This is a genomic window from Agarivorans albus (assembly GCF_019670105.1).
Classification (GTDB): Bacteria; Pseudomonadota; Gammaproteobacteria; order Enterobacterales; family Celerinatantimonadaceae; genus Agarivorans; species Agarivorans albus.
Genome location: NZ_AP023032.1, coordinates 3022678 through 3042600 on the forward strand (window position 1 = coordinate 3022678; position 19923 = coordinate 3042600).

At 43.8% G+C, this 19923-nt stretch carries 17 protein-coding genes; 12 read left to right on the forward strand and 5 right to left on the reverse strand.

What is annotated here, in order from left to right; translation table 11 throughout:
- Positions 1–2: 2 nt before the first annotated feature.
- Positions 3–2708 (reverse strand): DNA topoisomerase (ATP-hydrolyzing) subunit A, encoded by a 2706-nt coding sequence (gene gyrA / locus K5620_RS13635; protein ID WP_016401723.1) that lies wholly within the window; start codon positions 2706–2708, stop codon positions 3–5.
- A gap of 205 nt (positions 2709–2913) precedes the next feature.
- On the opposite strand from gyrA, the gene ubiG reads away from it, so the two are divergent.
- From ubiG to K5620_RS13670, 7 genes are all read left to right on the forward strand, one after another.
- Positions 2914–3636 carry a bifunctional 2-polyprenyl-6-hydroxyphenol methylase/3-demethylubiquinol 3-O-methyltransferase UbiG gene (gene ubiG / locus K5620_RS13640; RefSeq protein WP_016401724.1) on the forward strand — a complete coding sequence of 241 codons (723 nt, stop codon included), beginning with the start codon at positions 2914–2916 and terminating at the stop codon, positions 3634–3636.
- Positions 3636–4310, forward strand: a complete 675-nt coding sequence (locus K5620_RS13645) for an HAD family hydrolase (RefSeq protein WP_016401725.1) — start codon at positions 3636–3638, stop codon at positions 4308–4310. Before ubiG ends, K5620_RS13645 begins: the two co-directional genes overlap by 1 nt.
- 290 nt (positions 4311–4600) lie before the next feature.
- Positions 4601–6886 carry a class 1a ribonucleoside-diphosphate reductase subunit alpha gene (gene nrdA / locus K5620_RS13650; RefSeq protein WP_016401726.1) on the forward strand — a complete coding sequence of 762 codons (2286 nt, stop codon included), beginning with the start codon at positions 4601–4603 and terminating at the stop codon, positions 6884–6886.
- Positions 6887–6936: 50 nt separating this feature from the next.
- Positions 6937–8067, forward strand: a complete 1131-nt coding sequence (gene nrdB / locus K5620_RS13655; RefSeq protein WP_016401727.1) for a class Ia ribonucleoside-diphosphate reductase subunit beta — start codon at positions 6937–6939, stop codon at positions 8065–8067.
- Complete coding sequence (gene yfaE / locus K5620_RS13660; RefSeq protein ID WP_016401728.1) at positions 8067–8354, forward strand: class I ribonucleotide reductase maintenance protein YfaE; 288 nt, start codon at positions 8067–8069, stop codon at positions 8352–8354. The genes nrdB and yfaE overlap by 1 nt, the downstream gene beginning before the upstream one ends.
- Before the next feature lie 126 nt (positions 8355–8480).
- Complete coding sequence (locus K5620_RS13665; protein ID WP_016401729.1) at positions 8481–9353, forward strand: hypothetical protein; 873 nt, start codon at positions 8481–8483, stop codon at positions 9351–9353.
- Between the two features lie 89 nt (positions 9354–9442).
- On the forward strand, positions 9443–9793 hold the full coding sequence (locus tag K5620_RS13670) for a DUF3802 family protein (protein ID WP_016401730.1): 351 nt from the start codon (positions 9443–9445) through the stop codon (positions 9791–9793).
- A 7-nt stretch (positions 9794–9800) separates the two neighbouring features.
- Here K5620_RS13670 and K5620_RS13675 read toward each other — a convergent pair whose 3' ends face one another.
- Positions 9801–10724 carry a LysR substrate-binding domain-containing protein gene (locus K5620_RS13675; RefSeq protein WP_016401731.1) on the reverse strand — a complete coding sequence of 308 codons (924 nt, stop codon included), beginning with the start codon at positions 10722–10724 and terminating at the stop codon, positions 9801–9803.
- 169 nt (positions 10725–10893) lie between these two features.
- Here K5620_RS13675 and K5620_RS13680 point away from each other — a divergent pair, with 169 nt between their 5' ends.
- The 4 genes from K5620_RS13680 to K5620_RS13695 all read left to right on the forward strand — a co-directional run bounded on the left by K5620_RS13680 (position 10894) and on the right by K5620_RS13695 (position 15677).
- Positions 10894–12114, forward strand: a complete 1221-nt coding sequence (locus K5620_RS13680; RefSeq protein ID WP_016401732.1) for a pyridoxal phosphate-dependent aminotransferase — start codon at positions 10894–10896, stop codon at positions 12112–12114.
- A 308-nt stretch (positions 12115–12422) separates the two neighbouring features.
- Positions 12423–13724, forward strand: coding sequence for an anti-phage deoxyguanosine triphosphatase (locus K5620_RS13685; RefSeq protein WP_016401733.1), 1302 nt, complete (start codon positions 12423–12425; stop codon positions 13722–13724).
- 243 nt (positions 13725–13967) lie between these two features.
- Positions 13968–14417, forward strand: a complete 450-nt coding sequence (locus K5620_RS13690; RefSeq protein ID WP_016401734.1) for a CBS domain-containing protein — start codon at positions 13968–13970, stop codon at positions 14415–14417.
- 423 nt (positions 14418–14840) lie between these two features.
- On the forward strand, positions 14841–15677 hold the full coding sequence (locus K5620_RS13695) for a dienelactone hydrolase family protein (protein WP_016401735.1): 837 nt from the start codon (positions 14841–14843) through the stop codon (positions 15675–15677).
- A gap of 38 nt (positions 15678–15715) precedes the next feature.
- Here K5620_RS13695 and K5620_RS13700 read toward each other — a convergent pair whose 3' ends face one another.
- Positions 15716–16081, reverse strand: coding sequence for a hypothetical protein (locus K5620_RS13700; protein ID WP_040307149.1), 366 nt, complete (start codon positions 16079–16081; stop codon positions 15716–15718).
- Between the two features lie 190 nt (positions 16082–16271).
- Here K5620_RS13700 and K5620_RS13705 point away from each other — a divergent pair, with 190 nt between their 5' ends.
- Positions 16272–16859 (forward strand): acyl carrier protein phosphodiesterase, encoded by a 588-nt coding sequence (locus K5620_RS13705; protein WP_016401736.1) that lies wholly within the window; start codon positions 16272–16274, stop codon positions 16857–16859.
- A 78-nt stretch (positions 16860–16937) separates the two neighbouring features.
- On the opposite strand, the gene aceA is transcribed toward K5620_RS13705, so the two are convergent.
- Both aceA and phoU read right to left on the reverse strand, forming a co-directional pair.
- The gene (gene aceA / locus K5620_RS13710; RefSeq protein ID WP_016401737.1) at positions 16938–18248 is read right to left on the reverse strand and encodes an isocitrate lyase; all 1311 of its coding nucleotides are present in this window, start codon (positions 18246–18248) and stop codon (positions 16938–16940) included.
- A 947-nt stretch (positions 18249–19195) separates the two neighbouring features.
- The gene (gene phoU / locus K5620_RS13715) at positions 19196–19900 is read right to left on the reverse strand and encodes a phosphate signaling complex protein PhoU (RefSeq protein WP_016401739.1); all 705 of its coding nucleotides are present in this window, start codon (positions 19898–19900) and stop codon (positions 19196–19198) included.
- Positions 19901–19923: the final 23 nt, after the last annotated feature.

The window sequence follows — 19923 nt, forward strand, 5'->3', positions numbered from 1 at the left end:
GCTTACTGCTGATCGGGCTCTGCCTCACCAGCATCGTCTGCACTTGGTGCATCCTCGCTTGGTGCTGCATCACTTACCTCAGCCGCCTGCTCGCCTTCGGCTAGCTCTTCTAACTCGTCTTCTTCAATTTCATCGATACGCTGAAGGCCTACCACTTTCTCATCTTCAGAAGTACGGATTAAAGTAACACCTTGCGTATTACGACCAACTAGAGAAACTTCATTTACTCGAGTACGCACCAAGGTGCCACCGTTAGTAATTAGCATCATTTCTTGCGCTTCGGTTACCTGAACCGCACCAACCACTAGGCCGTTACGCTCGCTCACCTTAATAGAAACAACACCTTTAGTTGCACGGCTCTTAGCTGGGTACTCATCAAGCTTGGTACGCTTACCGTAACCATTTTCTGTAGCGGTAAGAATATCACCGTCACCGGTTGGCACAATCAACGATACCACTTTCTGGCCAGCATCAAGTGAAATACCACGAACACCAGCAGCGGTACGACCCATTGGACGCAATGCCAATAGCTCTTCGCCAGTTTCTGGGTCCAGCTTCACCGCGCCAGTTTCACTATCACGTTGCTTCTCGTTAAAGCGAACCACTTTACCTGCATCAGAGAACAGCATGATTTCGTTATTACCGTTGGTAATATCTACGCCAATTAGCTTGTCATCATCATTAAGGTTAATAGCACGAATACCACTTGATAACGGACGTTTAAATGCTGTTAGCGGAGTTTTCTTAACGGTACCGTTAGCGGTAGCAAACAAGATGAACTTGTCTTCTTCGTACTCACGTACTGGCAAGATAGCGGTGATGCGCTCATCTTCGGTTAACGGAAGTAAGTTAACAATTGGCTTACCACGTGCTTGGCGACTCGCCAGCGGCAGCTGGTAAACCTTCATCCAGTAAACTTTACCTACCGTTGAGAAACACAGTACGGTGTCGTGAGTATTGGCAACCAGCAATTTCTCGATGAAATCTTCATTCTTCATCTTAGTTGCTGCTTTACCTTTACCACCACGGCGCTGAGATTCGTACTCAGTCAATGGTTGGTACTTAACGTAGCCTTCGTGAGATAGGGTTACTACCACGTCTTCTTCGTTAATTAAGTCTTCTAGAGAAATATCAGCACTGTTGGCAGAAATCTCGGTGCGACGCTCATCACCAAACTGCTCACGCACTTCGATAAGTTCGTCACGAATTACTTCCATCAAACGCTCAGGGCTATTTAAGATGTGCAGTAATTCGGCGATAAGTTCCAACAGGTCTTTGTATTCGCCAATGATTTTTTCATGTTCTAGACCGGTTAACTTGTGTAAACGTAAGTCTAGAATTGCTTGAGCTTGAATTGGTGTGATGAAGTATTGGCCATCACGAATACCAAATTCAGCTTCTAACCAATCTGGGCGAGCCGCGTCATCACCAGCACGCTCTAACATTGCTGATACTGCGCCTAAATCCCAACCTTTAGCCACTAATGCAGCTTTTGCTTCAGCAGGCGTTGGTGAGGTTTTGATTAGCTCAATAATCTCATCGATATTAGCTAGCGCAATGGCTAAGCCTTCAAGGATGTGGGCGCGATCGCGCGCTTTGCGCAATTCAAATACGGTTCGACGTGTAACTACTTCGCGGCGGTGGCGAATGAAACACTCGATCATTTCTTGCAGGTTGAATATCTTAGGCTGGCCGTTATCCAAGGCCACCATATTCATACCAAAAGATACCTGCATTTGCGTTTGTGAATACAAGTTGTTTAGTACAACTTCGCCCACAGCATCACGCTTAAGCTCAACCACAATACGCATACCGTCTTTATCAGACTCATCACGTAGAGCAGAAATACCTTCTAGCTTTTTATCTTTAACCAGCTCGGCCATCTTCTCGATTAAGCGAGCTTTGTTCACCTGGTAAGGGATTTCGTGAACAATAATGGTTTCTTTACCATTTTTCTCGGTAACTACTTCGGCTTTAGCACGAATAGAAACTTTGCCACGACCAGTGCGGTAAGCTTGAATAACACCAGCACGGCCGTTAATGATACCGGCAGTAGGGAAATCTGGCGCTGGAATAAATTCCATCAGCTCATCAATAGTGATGTCTGGGTTTTCAATCATTGCCAAACAACCGTTAACCACTTCGGTTAAGTTGTGTGGTGGAATGTTGGTCGCCATACCTACCGCAATACCAGAAGAACCATTAACCAATAGGTTAGGAACTCGAGTTGGCAGTACTTCAGGGATTTGCTCTGTACCATCGTAGTTAGGTACGAAGTCTACGGTTTCTTTTTCTAAGTCGGCCAGTAAAGAGTGGGCTAACTTATCCATACGGATTTCGGTATAACGCATGGCCGCCGCAGAATCGCCGTCCACCGAACCAAAGTTACCTTGACCGTCTACCAACATGTAACGCAGCGAAAATGGCTGCGCCATGCGAACAATCGTATCGTAAACAGCACTATCACCATGTGGGTGATATTTACCAATTACGTCACCTACCACACGGGCAGATTTTTTATAGGGTTTATTCCAGTCGTTACCCAAAACATTCATTGCGTAAAGCACCCGGCGATGTACTGGTTTTAAACCATCACGTACATCTGGCAAGGCGCGCCCCACAATAACGCTCATGGCGTAATCAAGATATGAGCTCTTTAGCTCATCCTCAATATTGACCGGCGTAATCTCTTTTGCAAGATCGCTCATAGACGACAAAATCCTTCGTTTTTATTGCTTTTTACAATTACTCAGCGTAATCGCAAACTTTACCATAAAATAACGGCCTTAACAGGCTTGATGTCGCTCTTTTCAGTTAGAAAAATGAAAAAACTCAAGAATTGAACAAAAGCTAGTGACTGCAATGAACAAGTTCTTATAATGCCTACAAATACTGACGTGGATTGACAAGTTTATGGAACACCCTCAAAGCAACGAAAATGTTGACCATCAAGAAATTGCACATTTTGCAGGCTTAGCCTCACGTTGGTGGGATAAACAAGGGGAATTCAAAACCCTTCACCAAATCAATCCACTGCGTTTAGATTATATTGAGCGCGGCGCGGCAGGCTTATTTGGCAAAAAAGTACTCGATGTGGGCTGCGGTGGCGGCATTTTAGCCGAAAGCATGGCGGTTCGTGGTGCAGACGTTACTGCTATTGATATGGGCAAAGAACAAATTGAAGTTGCCAAGCTACATGCTTTAGAAACCGGTAGCCAACTTAACTACTTACAAACCACTGCAGAAGCGCATGCCGAAGCCCATCAAGCGCACTACGATGTAGTAACCTGCATGGAGATGATAGAGCACGTACCGGACCCAGGCTCAGTGATTGCGGCTTGTGCCAGCATGGTTAAACCGGGCGGTAAAGTATTTGTCTCTACTATTAACCGAACGCCAAAAGCCTACCTTTATATGATTCTGGCTGCCGAGAAGTTACTAAAAATTGTTCCCGATGGCACTCACCAGCATGACAAATTCATTCGCCCGTCCGAGCTACTAGCATGGGCCGACCAAAGCAACTTACGTAGTGAAGCCATTAGTGGTGTGCAATTTACCCCTATTATTGAAAGCTTTCGCTTAAGTCGAAACGTAGATGTTAACTACATGGTGCAACTAGCTAAACCGGAGCAATAATGAATAAGCAAGCGGCGGTATTGTTCGACCTTGATGGTACCTTACTTGATACTGCACCAGACTTAGGCGCTGCTGCTAACTATGTGCTTGAACAACACCAACAAGCGCCGCTCAGCTTAGCCCAAGCGCGCCAGCTTAGCTCTCACGGCGCTATCGGTTTGCTAAAAGCAGGCTTTGGCAGCACTTGGGAGCAGCAGCCCCAAGCTGAATTACGCCAACAATTGCTTGACTACTATGAGCAAAACATCTGCCAAGGCACCGACTTTTTTCCCGGTATTAAACAAACATTACAATGGCTTAACCAACACCAGATTCCTTGGGGAGTTATTACCAATAAACCCGAGGGTTTAAGTAAGCAGTTACTTCGCTTCTTCCCCGAGTTTGAACAGTCTGGCGTATTGGTTGGCGGCGATACACTGCCACTGCGTAAGCCCGATCCTGCCCCAATGCTATTGGCTTGCCAAATCATAAAGGTTAAGCCAGAGAACTGCTTATATGTGGGCGATGCTGAACGCGATATTCAGGCGGGCAATAATACCAATATGACTACCCTATTGGCCCTTTGGGGTTATCTCTCTAAAGAAGACAAAGTTGAGCAATGGGCTGCAAATATTCACTGCCAAAAAAGTGAACAGCTCGAACAAACAATAATCGACTGGCTGGGCGATTTGTAAGCAAGTTCAAGTTTTATAAAAATAAATTTTTTGAGTAAAATTTTACGAAAAAAAACTTGCATTAATGCAAGCTTAGTCAGCTTATATAGATAGCTAGTTAGTAACTACTAACATAGCCGAGTTATTTGCAAGTTATACACAATATCTTCAACTTTGCCAAGACTTGCGAAAAAGCCAAAACCTCATTATCTTGTATCCATAAAATTTGAAAACACTATATCTAGTGGCTAAGGAAAAATAGCAGTACTAGATCAGCAGTAGCGAAATTAGGATAACAGGGCCTCCCCTTCATGAATAAAGATCTTCTGATAACCAAACGCAGCGGTAAACAAGAAGCGATCAACTTAGACAAGATTCACCGAGTGATAACTTGGGCCGCTAAAGGCCTTAAAAATGTCTCGGTATCGCAGGTAGAACTTAAGTCTCATATCCAGTTCTACGATGGCATGGCCACTAAAGATATTCATGAAACCATAATTAAGGCTGCGGCAGATTTAATCTCTCAAGAAACGCCAGATTACCAATTTTTGGCGGCGCGTTTAGCAGTATTCCATTTACGCAAAAAAGCCTATGGTCAATTTGAACCACCTAAGCTTTACGACCACGTAGTAAAACAGTGTGAAGCTGGCCGCTACGACATGCATTTGCTTAAAGACTACAGCCCTGAAGAATTTGCCCAAATGGACGACTTTATCGACCATTGGCGCGACATGGACTTCTCATACGGGGCAGTTAAGCAACTTGAAGGGAAATACCTAGTACAAAACCGTGTTACTGGTGAGATTTTCGAGAGTGCCCAGTTCTTGTATATTTTGGTAGCAGCCTGTTTATTTGCTCACTACGACAAGTCGGTTCGCCTTGATTACATTCGTCGCTTCTATGATGCGACGTCTAAATTTAAGATCTCTTTACCTACGCCAATCATGTCGGGGGTACGTACCCCAACTCGCCAGTTTAGCTCTTGTGTATTGATTGAGTGTGGCGACAGCTTAGAATCAATTAATGCCACTGCTTCTTCAATCGTAACTTACGTTTCTCAACGTGCAGGTATTGGTATTAACGCAGGTCGTATTCGCGCCCTAGGCAGTGAAATTCGCGGTGGTGAAGCCTTCCACACTGGTTGTATTCCGTTTTATAAGTATTTCCAAACAGCAGTTAAATGTTGTTCTCAAGGCGGCGTTCGCGGCGGTGCAGCCACTATTTTCTACCCGTTTTGGCACTTAGAAGTAGAATCACTCTTAGTACTTAAAAACAACCGTGGTGTAGACGATAACCGAGTTCGTCACATGGACTACGGTGTGCAGCTTAACAAGCTGATGTACCAACGCTTGGTAAAAGGTGAAAACATCACCCTATTCTCGCCAAGTGATGCACCAGGGCTTTACGATGCCTTCTTTGAAGATCAAGACAAGTTTGAAAGCTTGTATGTGAAATACGAGCAAGACCCAAGCATCCGTAAAGAGCAAATTAAGGCTGTTGACCTATTCTCGTTGCTAATGCAAGAGCGCGCCTCAACGGGTCGTATCTACATTCAAAACGTAGACCACTGTAATACTCACAGCCCATTTGACCCAGCACAAGCACCGGTTCGCCAATCTAACCTATGTTTAGAAATTGCCTTACCAACTAAGCCGCTACAACACGTACATGATGAAAATGGCGAAATTGCCCTTTGTACACTTTCGGCCTTTAACTTAGGCGCTATTGAAGACTTAAATGAGTTAGAAGAGCTGTCTGACCTTGCTGTTCGTGCTCTAGATAGCCTGCTAGATTATCAAGACTACCCTATCAAAGCCGCTAAGAAGGGCTCTGATGGCCGTCGTACCTTAGGGATAGGTGTTATCAACTACGCCTACTACCTAGCTAAAAATGGCACTAAGTACAGCGATGGCAGTGCCAACAACCTGACTCACCGCACCTTTGAAGCGATTCAATACTGGTTGCTTAAGGCCTCTATGCGCTTAGCCAAAGAGCAAGGCGCTTGCCCAATGTTTAACGAGACGACCTACTCGAAAGGTGTATTGCCTATCGATACTTACAAACAGTCGTTAGACAAGCTTAGCGATGAGCCTTTGCATTACGACTGGGAAGAGCTACGTGAAGAGATTGTGACTCACGGCTTACGTAACTCAACGCTTTCTGCCTTAATGCCGTCAGAGACTTCTAGCCAGATTTCAAATGCCACTAACGGTATTGAGCCACCTCGCGGTTTTATTAGCGTTAAAGCCAGTAAAGACGGTATTTTGAAACAAGTTGTGCCAGAGTTTGAAGCACTTAAAGACAACTACGAATTACTGTGGGACATTCCTAGTAACGAAGGTTACTTGCAGCTAGTTGGCCTAATGCAGAAGTTTGTTGACCAAAGTATCTCGGCCAACACTAACTACGACCCAAGCCGTTATGAAGGTAACCGCGTTCCAATGAAAGCATTAATTGCCGACTTGCTAACCGCCTACAAATATGGGGTTAAAACGCTGTACTACCATAACACCCGCGACGGTGCTAGCGACCAACAAGACGACCTGAAGCCAGAGCCAGAAGATGATGATTGCGCTGGCGGAGCATGTAAGATTTAAGCCAAGTTTACGCGCTAAAGCGCATTAAGAAATTTTTAGGAAAAATGTAGATGAGCTACTCAATTTTTACTCAAAATGCCAACGATGCTACCAAAGAACCCATGTTCTTTGGTCAGCCTGTAAACGTGGCCCGATATGACCAACAACGTCATGAGATTTTTGAAAAACTAATCGAAAAACAACTGTCTTTCTTCTGGCGACCAGAAGAAGTAGACGTAAGCCGTGACCGTATTGACTACAACAAGCTGCCGGCTCACGAACAGCATATTTTTATTAGTAACCTTAAGTACCAAACACTGCTTGATAGTATTCAAGGCCGCTCGCCTAACGTGGCGTTGTTACCATTAGTTAGTTTGCCAGAGTTAGAAACCTGGATTGAAACTTGGGCCTTTAGTGAAACCATTCACTCTCGCTCATACACCCACATTATCCGTAATGTAATGGGCAATCCAGGTGAAGTATTTGATGACATCATGGAAAATGAAGAGATCATCAAACGCGCTAACGACATTGCCGGCTACTACGACGATCTGATTCAAGCCACCTCTATTTACCACCTGCATGGTGAAGGAGAGCATGAGGTTGATGGTGTTGTTCATGACATCACTGTGCGAGAGCTTAAGAAAAAGTTATACCTTTGCTTAATGTCGGTAAACGTACTTGAAGCGATTCGCTTCTACGTAAGCTTTGCCTGTTCATTTGCCTTTGCAGAGCGCGAGTTAATGGAAGGTAACGCCAAAATCATCAAGCTAATTGCCCGTGACGAAGCACTGCATTTAACCGGTACTCAGCACATGATTAACCTAATGCGCGAAGGCAAAGACGATCCAGAAATGGCCGAAATTGCTGCCGAGTGTGAAGTAGACGCATGGCGCATGTTTACCGATGCCGCAGAGCAAGAAAAAGAATGGGCAAAATACCTGTTCAAAGATGGCTCGATGATTGGGTTAAATGAAGACATTCTATGCCAATACGTTGAATACATTACCAATACCCGCATGCAAGCAGTTGGTTTGTTACCTTGCTTTGAAGATCGCAGCAATCCTATCCCTTGGATTAACTCTTGGTTGGTATCAGACAACGTGCAAGTGGCACCACAAGAAGCAGAGATCAGCTCTTACTTAGTAGGGCAAATTGACTCTAGTATTGATATCGACGACTTCGAGGACTTTGAGCTGTAATGTCTCAAAAAGAAGGCCGCGTTATTGCAGGCGGAATAGAAGTGGTGGTTGATAGCCACCACAAAAGCATCTTAGAAGCGTATGAACAAGCTGGCTTTACGCCGGAGTATCATTGCCGCGAAGGTGTATGCGGCGCCTGCAGAACCACCCTAGTAAAAGGCGAAGTGGAATATAGCCACACGCCTTTAGCTAACATTCCTAAAGGGCAAATTCTTAGCTGTTGTAGCAAGCCCAAAGGCATTGTTGAGTTAGCCGAACAACCTCCGTTCAAGCGCCAAATTGCCTAAAAGTAGTCCTTACATTGCTCCTTAACTACGCGATGTATGGACTATACTTTCAATAATCTCTTTAGTTTTTCGGCAACTAACAGATAACTTAACTATCTGTGTTTTTCTTTGTCTTGTGAGGCCAACATGATCATTCGGCGTCAACCCTTAATAGCAATTAGTAGCAGCTTGTTGCTGCTTACCGCTGTGTTGATTGGCTGGAAGGTATTGAATCCGCCTGCGATTGGTGAAAACGCGATATGTCGCGCGGCTATCGCGACTCACTTTATGCAGCGCCAACTAGGACAAATTCAAGCACTACCCGACTACCCGCATCAATATGTCAGTGCCAGCCATTTAGGAGATGTTCCTAAATCAGTGGGCTGCCAAATTAGCGGCCAACTCATCAGCATTAGCGAGCAACAACATGCGATAGCCAATTTGTACTTTGAGCAAAAACGTAATCAGATTGCGATTATTGTGCCGCGACCAGCAGCACCTAGCCGAGTTAGGCTATTTACCCGAGAGCAACTCACCTTTCACAAAGTACGGTTAGCTAAGCACGATTTAGCTACTGGCATTCATGAGATGTATGGTGAAGGTTTTGATACCAACCAAATTATTCAGCAAACTGTGGCGCTGCTTAAAGCCAACCATATCTGCGGCCAACTAGAACGCCAACAAAACTTAAGGTTATCACCGGTACCGGTAAACGATAGCTACATGAAACAAGCAAGTATACTTACGCCTTATCTCATAAATATGGTGCAACGCTCGCCGCTTAATGTTGAAGAAATGCTTAAAACCAAACAACAAATTGCTGGCTTAGAACAGGGCTTCCAACAAAATACTCAAAGCTTGGTACAGTGGTTACAACAAACCGAAAGCAATACACCAATAGATAAACGCCTATTAGATTATCATTTGCGCGACTTACGCCGTGCCAATCCGCGCTTATATTTGCCAAGTAACTGCTTGCAGGCTTACATTCACTCAGCGGAGCTAACCCAAACCCTATAAGTGTTAACAAATGTGTCTTAGCGCATGTTGTATTCGAGCATATTCGTTATACACTAGGGCTAATACTTTTGAGAGAGGATACATGCACGATGGTAACTGATAGTGAAGGTTACATTCAGTTAATTGGATTTTTAACAGATAACTTAGCGCTGTTTGAGCATACTCAAGCTCAGCAAAATCCCTTAACTATTTGCGACTATGTCTCTGAGCAACTATCAGAAAGCGTGATGTTGGTTTGTCGTCAACATGAGCATTTAGACAGTGAACACCGCTTTACCGTGATTCGCGAGATAGACGCAATCGTTAACGACTTAGAACAAGTTCTCTCTGGAGTGTGGATGTCTAGTCCTACCCAACAGCAACAGCAATTCATTGATGAGTTTGTTGGCTTAATCAAAAACATGTTTGATAACCAACTAATCGCTGTAGACCCTATTTAGTCGTCGGTTATTTATCACCGATAGCTTTAATACCATCGAGATGACTAAAGCAATGCTCGCGGGCAATATCTAAAAACGCTTCGATATAGGCGCTGTCCTGATGGCTTTCATGGCGCGCCGCATACAGGTTTTGCCACAGTTTCCCATCCCCTAGCTCACGCGTCACAATGTAGCCTTTGTTTACATATTCAGTTAATGCCCAATTTGGCAATACAGCTACCCCGCGGCCACTGGCTACCAACTGCATCATCATAATCGTCATATCCACTTTACGTACCGCTAAGGGTTCAACGCCGGCTGGGTCTAAAAACAGATTAAACAGATCTAAACGATGAGTATCTACTGGGTAAGAAATGAGCACTTGATTGGCAAAATCTTCTGCCTCTATTACCGGCTTGTCTACCAAAGGATGATTAGGGCTTAAAGCAAGGGTCGGCTGATAAGAGAACAGTGGCGAAAATACAATGCCTTCACTAGGTTGAGGGTCTGAAGTAATAACTAAATCTAACTGACCTTGGGCAAGTTCTGGTAAAGGTTCAAAACTAAATCCGCTGCTAAAATCTAACTCAACATCTGGCCATAAGCCTCGGTAATTATCGATAGCAGGCATCAACCAGTTAAAGCAACTATGACACTCAATGGCTAGGTGCAAACGCCCCGCTTGACCACCAACTAAACGGGCCAGTTCGCGCTCGGTATGTTGAACTTGCTCTAGCACACTATCTGCTAACTCTAACACCCGTAAGCCTGCCATAGTAAAACGCAAAGGCTTGGTTTTACGCACAAACAGCTTCGCCCCAATACGCGATTCTAACTCTTTGAGCTGATGCGAAAGAGCCGATTGGGTTAAGCATAAACGCTGCGCAGCTACCACCAAAGAGCCGGTTTCTCTTAAGGCTTGTAAGGTTTTTAAGTGTTTGAGTTCTAACATAGTCTCGCAGTAGTCAATTATGTTGCGCCGTCAGTTTATCACCATCTAACGCGGTTCTGCGCTTTCATAATAAAAAATCCTGAAAAAGCGCAATTAGCTTGCCTAAACACTTGCATGCTACCGCAAAAAATAAGTTAATACGTTTATTGTAAAGGGACCCATAATCATCATGTATCAAATAGAGAAGTCACATAAGCTAGACAACGTATGTTACGACATTCGTGGTCCAGTGCTGAAACAAGCAAAACGCCTCGAAGAAGACGGCCACCGTGTTATCAAATTAAATATTGGCAATACTGCCGAATTTAATTTTGAAGCCCCTGAAGAAATTCTGGTAGATGTTATTCACAACCTACCTACCGCCCAAGGCTACTGTGACTCAAAAGGTTTATTCTCTGCCCGCAAAGCGGTGATGCATCATTATCAATTGCAAGGCTTACGCACTACTACCCTAGAAGATATCTATTTAGGTAACGGTGTGAGTGAGCTAATCGTAATGGCCATGCAAGCGCTGCTTAATAATGGCGATGAAATGTTAGTGCCAGCTCCCGACTACCCATTATGGACAGCCGCTGTAACACTATCTGGCGGTAACCCAGTACATTACGAATGTGATGAACAAGCAGGCTGGTTCCCAGACATTGAAGATATTCGCAGCAAAATTACTCCTCGCACCAAAGGCTTAGTGGTAATTAACCCCAACAACCCTACTGGCGCAGTTTATAGTAAAGAGTTGCTTCTAGAGTTAGTGGAATTAGCGCGTCAGCATAATCTGATTTTATTTGCCGACGAGATCTATTCAAAAGTCATTTATGATGAAGCCCTGCACGTACCTTTATCTACTTTGTCAGACGACGTATTAACCCTCACCTTTAACGGTTTATCTAAGGCTTATCGAGTCTGTGGTTTCCGCTCGGGTTGGATGTTAGTAAGTGGTCCTAAACATCGCGCTAAAGATTACATAGATGGTTTAGACATGTTGGCCTCGATGCGCTTGTGCGCCAATGTGCCAGTTCAACATGCCATTCAAACCGCCTTAGGTGGTTACCAAAGTATTAATGAGTTAATCGTACCAGGCGGTCGCTTGTATGAGCAGCGCAACCTAGCCTGGCAATTACTCAATGATATTCCCGGTGTAAGTTGTGTAAAACCGCAGGGAGCAATGTACTTGTTCCCTAAGCTTGATGTGAAAAAATTCAACATTAAAGACGACCAACAATTCGCCTTAGACTTACTGCAACAAGAGAAAATTTTGGTGGTGCAAGGTACTGGCTTCAACTGGACCAAACCTGATCACTTCCGCATTGTATTTTTGCCTCGCGAAGAAGAATTACGTGAAGCGATTGGCCGCATCGCCACTTTCTTAGATGGTTATCGCCAAGCCGACTAATCGCAGCTCACTTGCAAAAACTCAACAAGGGTGCGTTAAGCACCCTTTTTTATTGTGTTTAATTCAGCCAGATGCATTAGCTTAAGGTCATGTTATTTTTAGAAAATCTGTTGTAGTGTAGAGCTTGTACCAATCACATTAAGTAAGTGATCAGAAATAACGCAGGAAAATACTCGAGAATAAGGCAGAGCTTTTCGATAAGTAGCTATTCTACGATCAAAAATTCTAACGCAGTTATCGAGCATTTTAACCAGATAGAATGAACAGTTACTTAGTACGATTGGTATTAAGCAACTTGGGAGCGTGCAATGAGTGAACTAAGCCAACAAGCTGGAACAGCAAGATACGCCGAAGAGCAAAATCAAAGACGTAACGATCATCGCAGCGTTTGGCAGCGAGACAGAGCGCGAATTTTGCATTCCGCAGCCTTTCGTCGCCTGCAAAACAAAACCCAAGTCCTCAGCATAGGCAACAACGATTTCTACCGTACTCGCCTCACCCACTCCTTAGAAGTGGCGCAAATTGGTACTGGTATTGTTGGCCATATTAGCGCTAACAATCAGCCACAAAATTGCGTATTGCCCGAGCTTAATCTTATCGAGAGCCTTTGCTTAGCTCACGACATTGGTCATCCGCCCTTTGGCCACGGCGGTGAAGTAGCGCTCAACTACATGATGCGTGACGACGGCGGTTTTGAGGGCAACGCACAAACTTTTCGTATTCTCACCAAGCTTGAGCCGTATACTCGCGCAAATGGTATGAACCTTACCCGGCGAACCCTGTTAGGCATAATGAAGTACCCCTGCCTGCTCAGCCAATTGCAAAGAAACCCACTACCACCAGTAGCTAAGAGCTTTCGTCAGTTAAAAGTAGCGGACTGGGCGCCAGCTAAAGGTATTTATGACGACGACAAGCACCTTTACAACTGGGTGCTTGAGAGCCTAAGCGAAGCTGATAGAACTACCTTTGTTGGCAGTCGCAGCCTAGGCGACGCACATCACCGTAAAAGTAACTACAAATCCCTAGATTGCTCGATAATGGAGCTGGCTGATGACATTGCTTATGGGGTGCATGATTTAGAAGACGCTATAGTGATGGGCATAGTTAGCCGACACGACTGGCAAGAACAGGTAGCTTCGGCCATTGCCGACATAAAAGATTGCTGGCTAGCAGATGAAATAGGTGGGCTGTCGGTTAAGTTATTTAGCCGACATCACTACGATCAAAAAGATGCTATTGGCAGCCTTGTGAACGGCTTTATCACCGCTATAAGCTTACAAGCGCAAACAAAATTTGAGGAACCTCAGCTGGACTATCAGGCTAAAATGGACCCTCCCATGGCGCAAGCGCTAGATGTATTAAAACGTTTTGTATTGCACTATGTGATTCAAACACCTGAGATAGAAATGGTTCGCTTTAAAGGCCAGCAAGTGGTTATGGAGTTATTTCAAGCTTTTGCCAGCGATCCAGAGCGTTTACTGCCCATCAATACTCGCAGCCGTTGGTTGCAAGCAGGTGAAGACAACGAAAGCCAAGCCAGAGTGATTGCAGACTACATCGCGGGTATGACAGACGACTATGCAAACCGTTTATTTCAAACACTTTTTTAGCAATAACCTAGACAATTTGAAATAGCGCCATCACGTCCAGTATATCTAGCATGTAACTAGTAACACTTGCAGCAGAAGATCGCTTACTTTGCAAAAAATACAGCGATTTTTTGTTAGTTTTTCTAGCTAGACAACAACTTTAATAAACCGTTTACAAAGCCGTTAATTAGCTTGATTTCCATCAAGCTCTTTTCTGGCTAACACACTAAATTTAAAGGAGAGAAAACAACAAGAGGTATCGTTATGATTAAAGTAGCCGACATCATGACCACTAACCCGCATACTGCTTTTGAGCAGACCACGCTTGAAGAAGCTATTAGCCTGTGTAACGAACACAAAATTCGCCATCTCCCTATAGTGGATAGTCAGCAACACCTTATTGGTTTAGTGAGCGAACGAACCTTACTAGCCGCGCAAGAATCAAACCTTAGCAAAACTTCCGAAGCCCAGCGCCGCGCACATGAACAGCAAATAATGCTCAAACACATTATGTTGACCAAGTTGCATACCGTAGATGCAGCGGCAGGGGTTGGGCAAGCTGCTAAGCACATCGAGCGGCATCGCATTGGCTGCCTGCCAGTAGTAGAAGGTAAAAAGCTGATCGGAATAATTACCGATACAGACTTTGTAGGTGTAGCAATATCATTGCTAGAAATGCTCGCAGAACAAGAGCCTTTAAGCCCTGACGCATAAGGTAATATTACAACAGTATTTCAGTATTAGCGTGACACACAACTAAGTAAATTAGAAAAAACCTGTATATTTTAGTAAAAAAATTACAAAAACAGGTTGTTTTGTGAGCTTTGTCACGCTAAGATTAATCCATAAATTGCTTGGCGCTCTCATCCTATGGCGTCGCATTCAGCCGATACTGAATTTGTCGATTTATGGGGCCACTAATCGCCCCTGCTATTGCGCTCTTAGCGATAGCACGTATTAGTCATTCCTTATGTTTTTTTGTCCAGCCTTGAGCTGGATTTTTTTTGTCTGCAATTCTTCCCACGGTCAATTTCACTTCACTTTTTTAACTAAAGCCAAACTAAGCCGACAGCAGCAGTGGTAAGCTAACGCTTGTTTTTAGTCTCACTAATCAAGCTTGTTAAGGATTTTAAAGCTATGATGATTCGCCTCGCACCGCTGTTACTCACCTTGTTAGCAACTATCGCCCAAGCTTTCGATCAGGGAGAAACCATAAACATACCAATGACCGAGCAAGGTCTGCTGTGGAATAAGCAAATACAGTTAGAAGCAACCTTATATAAACCCGCAGGCGAAGGCCCTTTTCCACTGGTCATCTTTAACCATGGTTCTACTGGGCCCCGCGTAATACCCGACACACTAACCATTAAGCCATGGGGATTTGGCGCTTACTTAAACAAACACAACATTGCTTTGCTAATACCAATGCGACGAGGCAGAGGTGCATCACAAGGCAGTTATAATGAATCTTACAATTGCAGTGTAAACAGCGTTGAGTCGGGCATTAACTACGCTTCGCAAAGCCTAGATGCCACCATGCAATACCTGCAGCAACAAACTTGGCTAGACCAAGAAAAGATTGTCATTAGTGGTCATTCTCGAGGAGGATTGTTATCGGTAGTTTACGCTGCGAAACACCCTCAGAAGTTTAAAGGCGTAGTTAATTTTTCCGGCGGTTGGATGGGTGGCCAATGCCAAATCAAAACCCCAATTGCCAGCAACCAAGGCCTATTTAGCAAGGCTGCGAACAACAACCCCTTGCCACACCTATTTATGTATGGCCGAAACGATCCTTATTACTCAGATAGTGAAATTGAAAGCTACGCTCAAGCTTTTAAGGAAGCCGGTGGACAGATAGATTTTCAGTTTTATTATCTAGGCTCATCAGCAAACGGCCACGCGCTTTTTTATGAGCATAGTGATTTCTGGATTGAAGGTTTTAAGCAATACATGCAACAACTAGATTTAATGTAAAATACCTAGGTGTCCTTTTTTCTCTATTTCGTTCTAAACTAATCTCTCACAAAAATGATGTACAGAAAAAGCAGATAAAAAAAGACGTTAAAAAAAATGTAAGCTCTTGCCAGTAAACCTACTTTATCAAAACGTTTTTCCGCATAATCACCAAGTACACCATGAACAAAAAAAACGCCCTTGGTTTTAAATAAGTAAATATTCACAAGCAAAAAAGTAAGAATAAAAGCCTCCGCAAAATACGCAATTATCGGCCTTGGTTCATACCAAACCGTCGGAACAAAAACTAACACTTGGTTCAGAGCGTACGCCCCCCAAGAGAACTTATCTCCTCTTAAGAATAAATCTAAAAAAACAGGCTTTTCTGATGGAGTTTTATCAGTCATTCGCTTCTCATCCGACATATAAGCATGCTCCTTATCATTATACGAGTTGTCTACAATATACTGAGAGTTATTACTTTGCTGTTCACTTATAACATCCTTTGAATGATTACTTATAGGGAGGATTGAAGGCTTTAAGCAACATATGCAGAAATTGGGTTTAATGTTGCAAAAGCTGCCTAAGTGCCGCTACCTAATATATGCTTAGTGAATGAACTATTTAGCCCACTTTCAGATTGCACAGCATACTAACACGTCTATTGTGGGCGCTTTTCTGGGCGACTTTGTAAAAGGACAAAACTGGCAAAGTTACCACAGCGAGGTACAACTTGGCGTAAAGCTACACCGAAAAATAGATAGTTTTACCGATCAGCAAGTCAATCAACTGGGTTTAGCTCACTGTTTTCAAGCCAGTTTAAGGCGCTACTCTGGTATAGCCCTAGACGTGTATTTCGACTATTTGCTGAGTTTGCACTGGAAACAATTTTCTACCAACTCGCGTTCTGAGTTTATAAGCCAGTGTTATGAAGAACTCCAGCATTTCCCACTAACAGACAAAGCTAAACATACCGCTAGCCATATGCGTGAATATGATTGGTTGGAACAATACCAGCATCAAGACAGTGTTGCCGGCACCTTACGCGCGATTAGCCGGCGACTGCGCCGCCCAGTAAAGCTAGAGCTGCTGTACGAGGATATTCTTTGTCACACTGCAGAACTTGATGCAGCATTTTTAGCGCTTTACCCCAAGGTACTTCTACACGCTCAAGAATTTGTGAGTAACTATCAGCCTAACTAAATAGAAAAAGAGCAGCCCTTAGGCTGCTCAAATAGGTGTTACATAGCGTTTTTATTATTAGTGTCTAAATAGTAAACCTTAGCTAAATTGCTCTTCTTCGGTAGAACCGGTTAACGCGGTTACTGAAGATTGACCACCTTGAATCACGTTGGTTACTTGGTCAAAGTAGCCCGTACCCACTTCTTGTTGGTGAGCTACGAAAGTGTAGCCTCGGTCAGCAGCTTGGAACTCTTTCTCTTGAACCATGTTCACGTAGTGCTTCATGCCCTCGCCCTGCGCATAGTTGTGGGCAAGATCAAACATGTTGTACCACATGTTATGAATACCGGCTAAGGTGATGAACTGGTACTTATAACCCATGTCGCTAAGCTCTTGCTGGAACTTGGCAATGGTTTCATCATCGAGATTCTTACGCCAGTTAAACGATGGTGAACAGTTGTAAGCTAACAGCTGACCTGGGTGCTTAGCATGAATAGCTTCGGCAAATTTGCGAGCTTCTTCCAAGCAAGGTGTTGCAGTTTCACACCAGATTAAATCGGCGTACTCAGCATAAGCTAGGCCTCGGCTAATCGCTTGGTCGATACCCGCACGTACTTTGTAGAAGCCTTCAGCTGTGCGTTCGCCTTCTACGAATTCGGCATCGTAAGGGTCTACATCTGAGGTTAGCAAGTCCGCAGCGTTAGCATCTGTACGAGCAATCACCAAAGTAGGAACACCGGCAACGTCAGCTGCAAAGCGTGCTGCAACCAGTTTTTGCACCGCCTCTTGGGTTGGAACCAATACTTTTCCGCCCATGTGGCCACATTTTTTAACTGAAGCAAGTTGATCTTCAAAGTGAACACCAGCAGCACCCGCTTTAATCATGTTCTTCATTAGCTCGAAGGCGTTTAACACCCCACCAAAACCCGCTTCTGCGTCGGCAACAATTGGCAAGAAGTAGTCTAAGCCACCATTAGCAGGAGACAGACCATTGGCCCATTGAATTTGGTCGGCACGTTGGAAAGAGTTGTTAATGCGCTCAACCACTTTAGGCACTGAATCTACTGGGTATAGCGATTGGTCAGGGTACATACTAGAGGCAGAGTTATTATCGGCGGCAACCTGCCAACCCGACAAATAGATAGCTTCGATGCCCGCTTTAGCTTGCTGAACGGCTTGGCCACCGGTTAAAGCGCCTAAACAGTTAACATAACCTTTTTTAGCTTGGCCGTTTACTAAGGTCCATAGCTTCTCGGCGCCACGTCGAGCAATGGTGTTTTCAGGGATAATAGAACCACGCAGTTTCACTACTTCTTCAGCAGTATAAGGACGCTTAACGCCTTTCCAGCGAGGGTTCTCTGCCCAGTCTTTTTCTAATGCTTGAATTTGCTGTTCTCTTGTTAATGTCATGTTCAATCCCTCTTAGACTCTATTCCTCGATACAAGTAGCTTGTATCACTCATTCACGTAGTTTTTTTTGGTACCGCTATTTGTGCGGTTACTCTTTAATTAATGCCAAGCAACACAGGCTTGGAAAATACAACTCGATACTTTTAACTTTTGCTTTTTTTGTCTAAAAGTACCGAGCTAAGTTTGGAGCGCCGTATCAGCATTATTGTTGCTTTTGACTGTGGCTTTTGCTCCTTGTCTAGCCTTGTTATTAAGCTCGTTGGCCACTGCTTATTAACCTGGTCGGCTTTATTTAGCTAAGTGTTCACCTGTTTGTAAATTGCCACTGTATCTAACGTAAATTGCGACCCAAACATGTAGCTTTTACGTAGTTGTAATTACAGTTACAAAAATAAAACAGCCTCAATGATAAACACCTAACCTTGTCTTAAATCGAGATATAAATTAAACAACCGTTTAAAAACCTCCCCAAGACCCTGTTTTTTATAACACCGAGAAAAACAAAAGCAAAGCTTTATTTAAAGTATTAACTCTATTTTATTAACAAATAGTCAACCTTCCGTTTACTACCTTTGTCGAAAAAAGAAATTTAATTACGTAATATAAATACAAGTTGACGAACAAGTAACCCAAAACACCCAAGCCAATTGACGCTTACGTAAAGGTAAATCGGTTGGCTAGGTCTCATAGAAGGACAATTAGACGAAAGTTACATTATATTTAATAAGCACTTACAAGCTGTTTTAAACAACAGTTTAAAATTATATTAACGGTGTTGTTTTCGCCAACTAAGCAACTAATGATACATAAGCTGGAAAAGTTGTTATTAAACAGAAATGGATTTTTGAAGAGATCAGACCAGGGAAATGAAAAAAAATTAAATATTTTTCTCTAAAAACTAAAAAAGCTGGCCAATCGCCAGCTTTTTTATCACCTAAACCTTAGCCTTAAAGCAGCTTTTCCACTTCATCTCCGGCTAAATGGCGAATATCTTTACCTCTTACGAAGTAGATAATGTACTCAGCAATGTTTTGACAACGGTCGCCTACTCGCTCAATAGCACGTGCAGCATTTAAGGCATCTAGCACTTGAGGAATAGAACGAGGGTCTTCCATCATATAAGTCATCAACTCACGAATAAGGCGCTCGTATTCTTTATCCACCTTTTTATCTTCTTGGTGAACACTCCACGCCATTTCTACATCCATACGTGCGAAACCATCTAACACGTCATGCAGCATTTTGGCGGTGTGCTGGCCCAAGTGCTCTAAGCTACTTAGAGACGCCTTAAGCGGTTTATCCATGTTACGCTCAACCATGCGGGCAATGCTTTCTGCTGCATCACCAATACGCTCTAAATCAGCAATGGTTTTAATAATCGCCATTACAATACGTAAGTCACTAGCTGCAGGTTGGCGCTTAGCAATAATGCGAGTGCACTCTTCATCAATAGCAACTTCAAAAGAGTTTACTTTGCTGTCGGTGCTAATCACCTTGCTCACTAACTCTGCGTCAGGTCGGCTTAACAGGCTAAGGGCGTCAATCAGTTGCTGTTCAACTAAGCCACCCATTGCCATAATTTGGTTGCGCACATGATCCAGTTCAGCATTAAACTGACCAGATATGTGTTTGTTCATGTTTAACTTATCCATATCTTTTCCTCAGCGACGGTTGG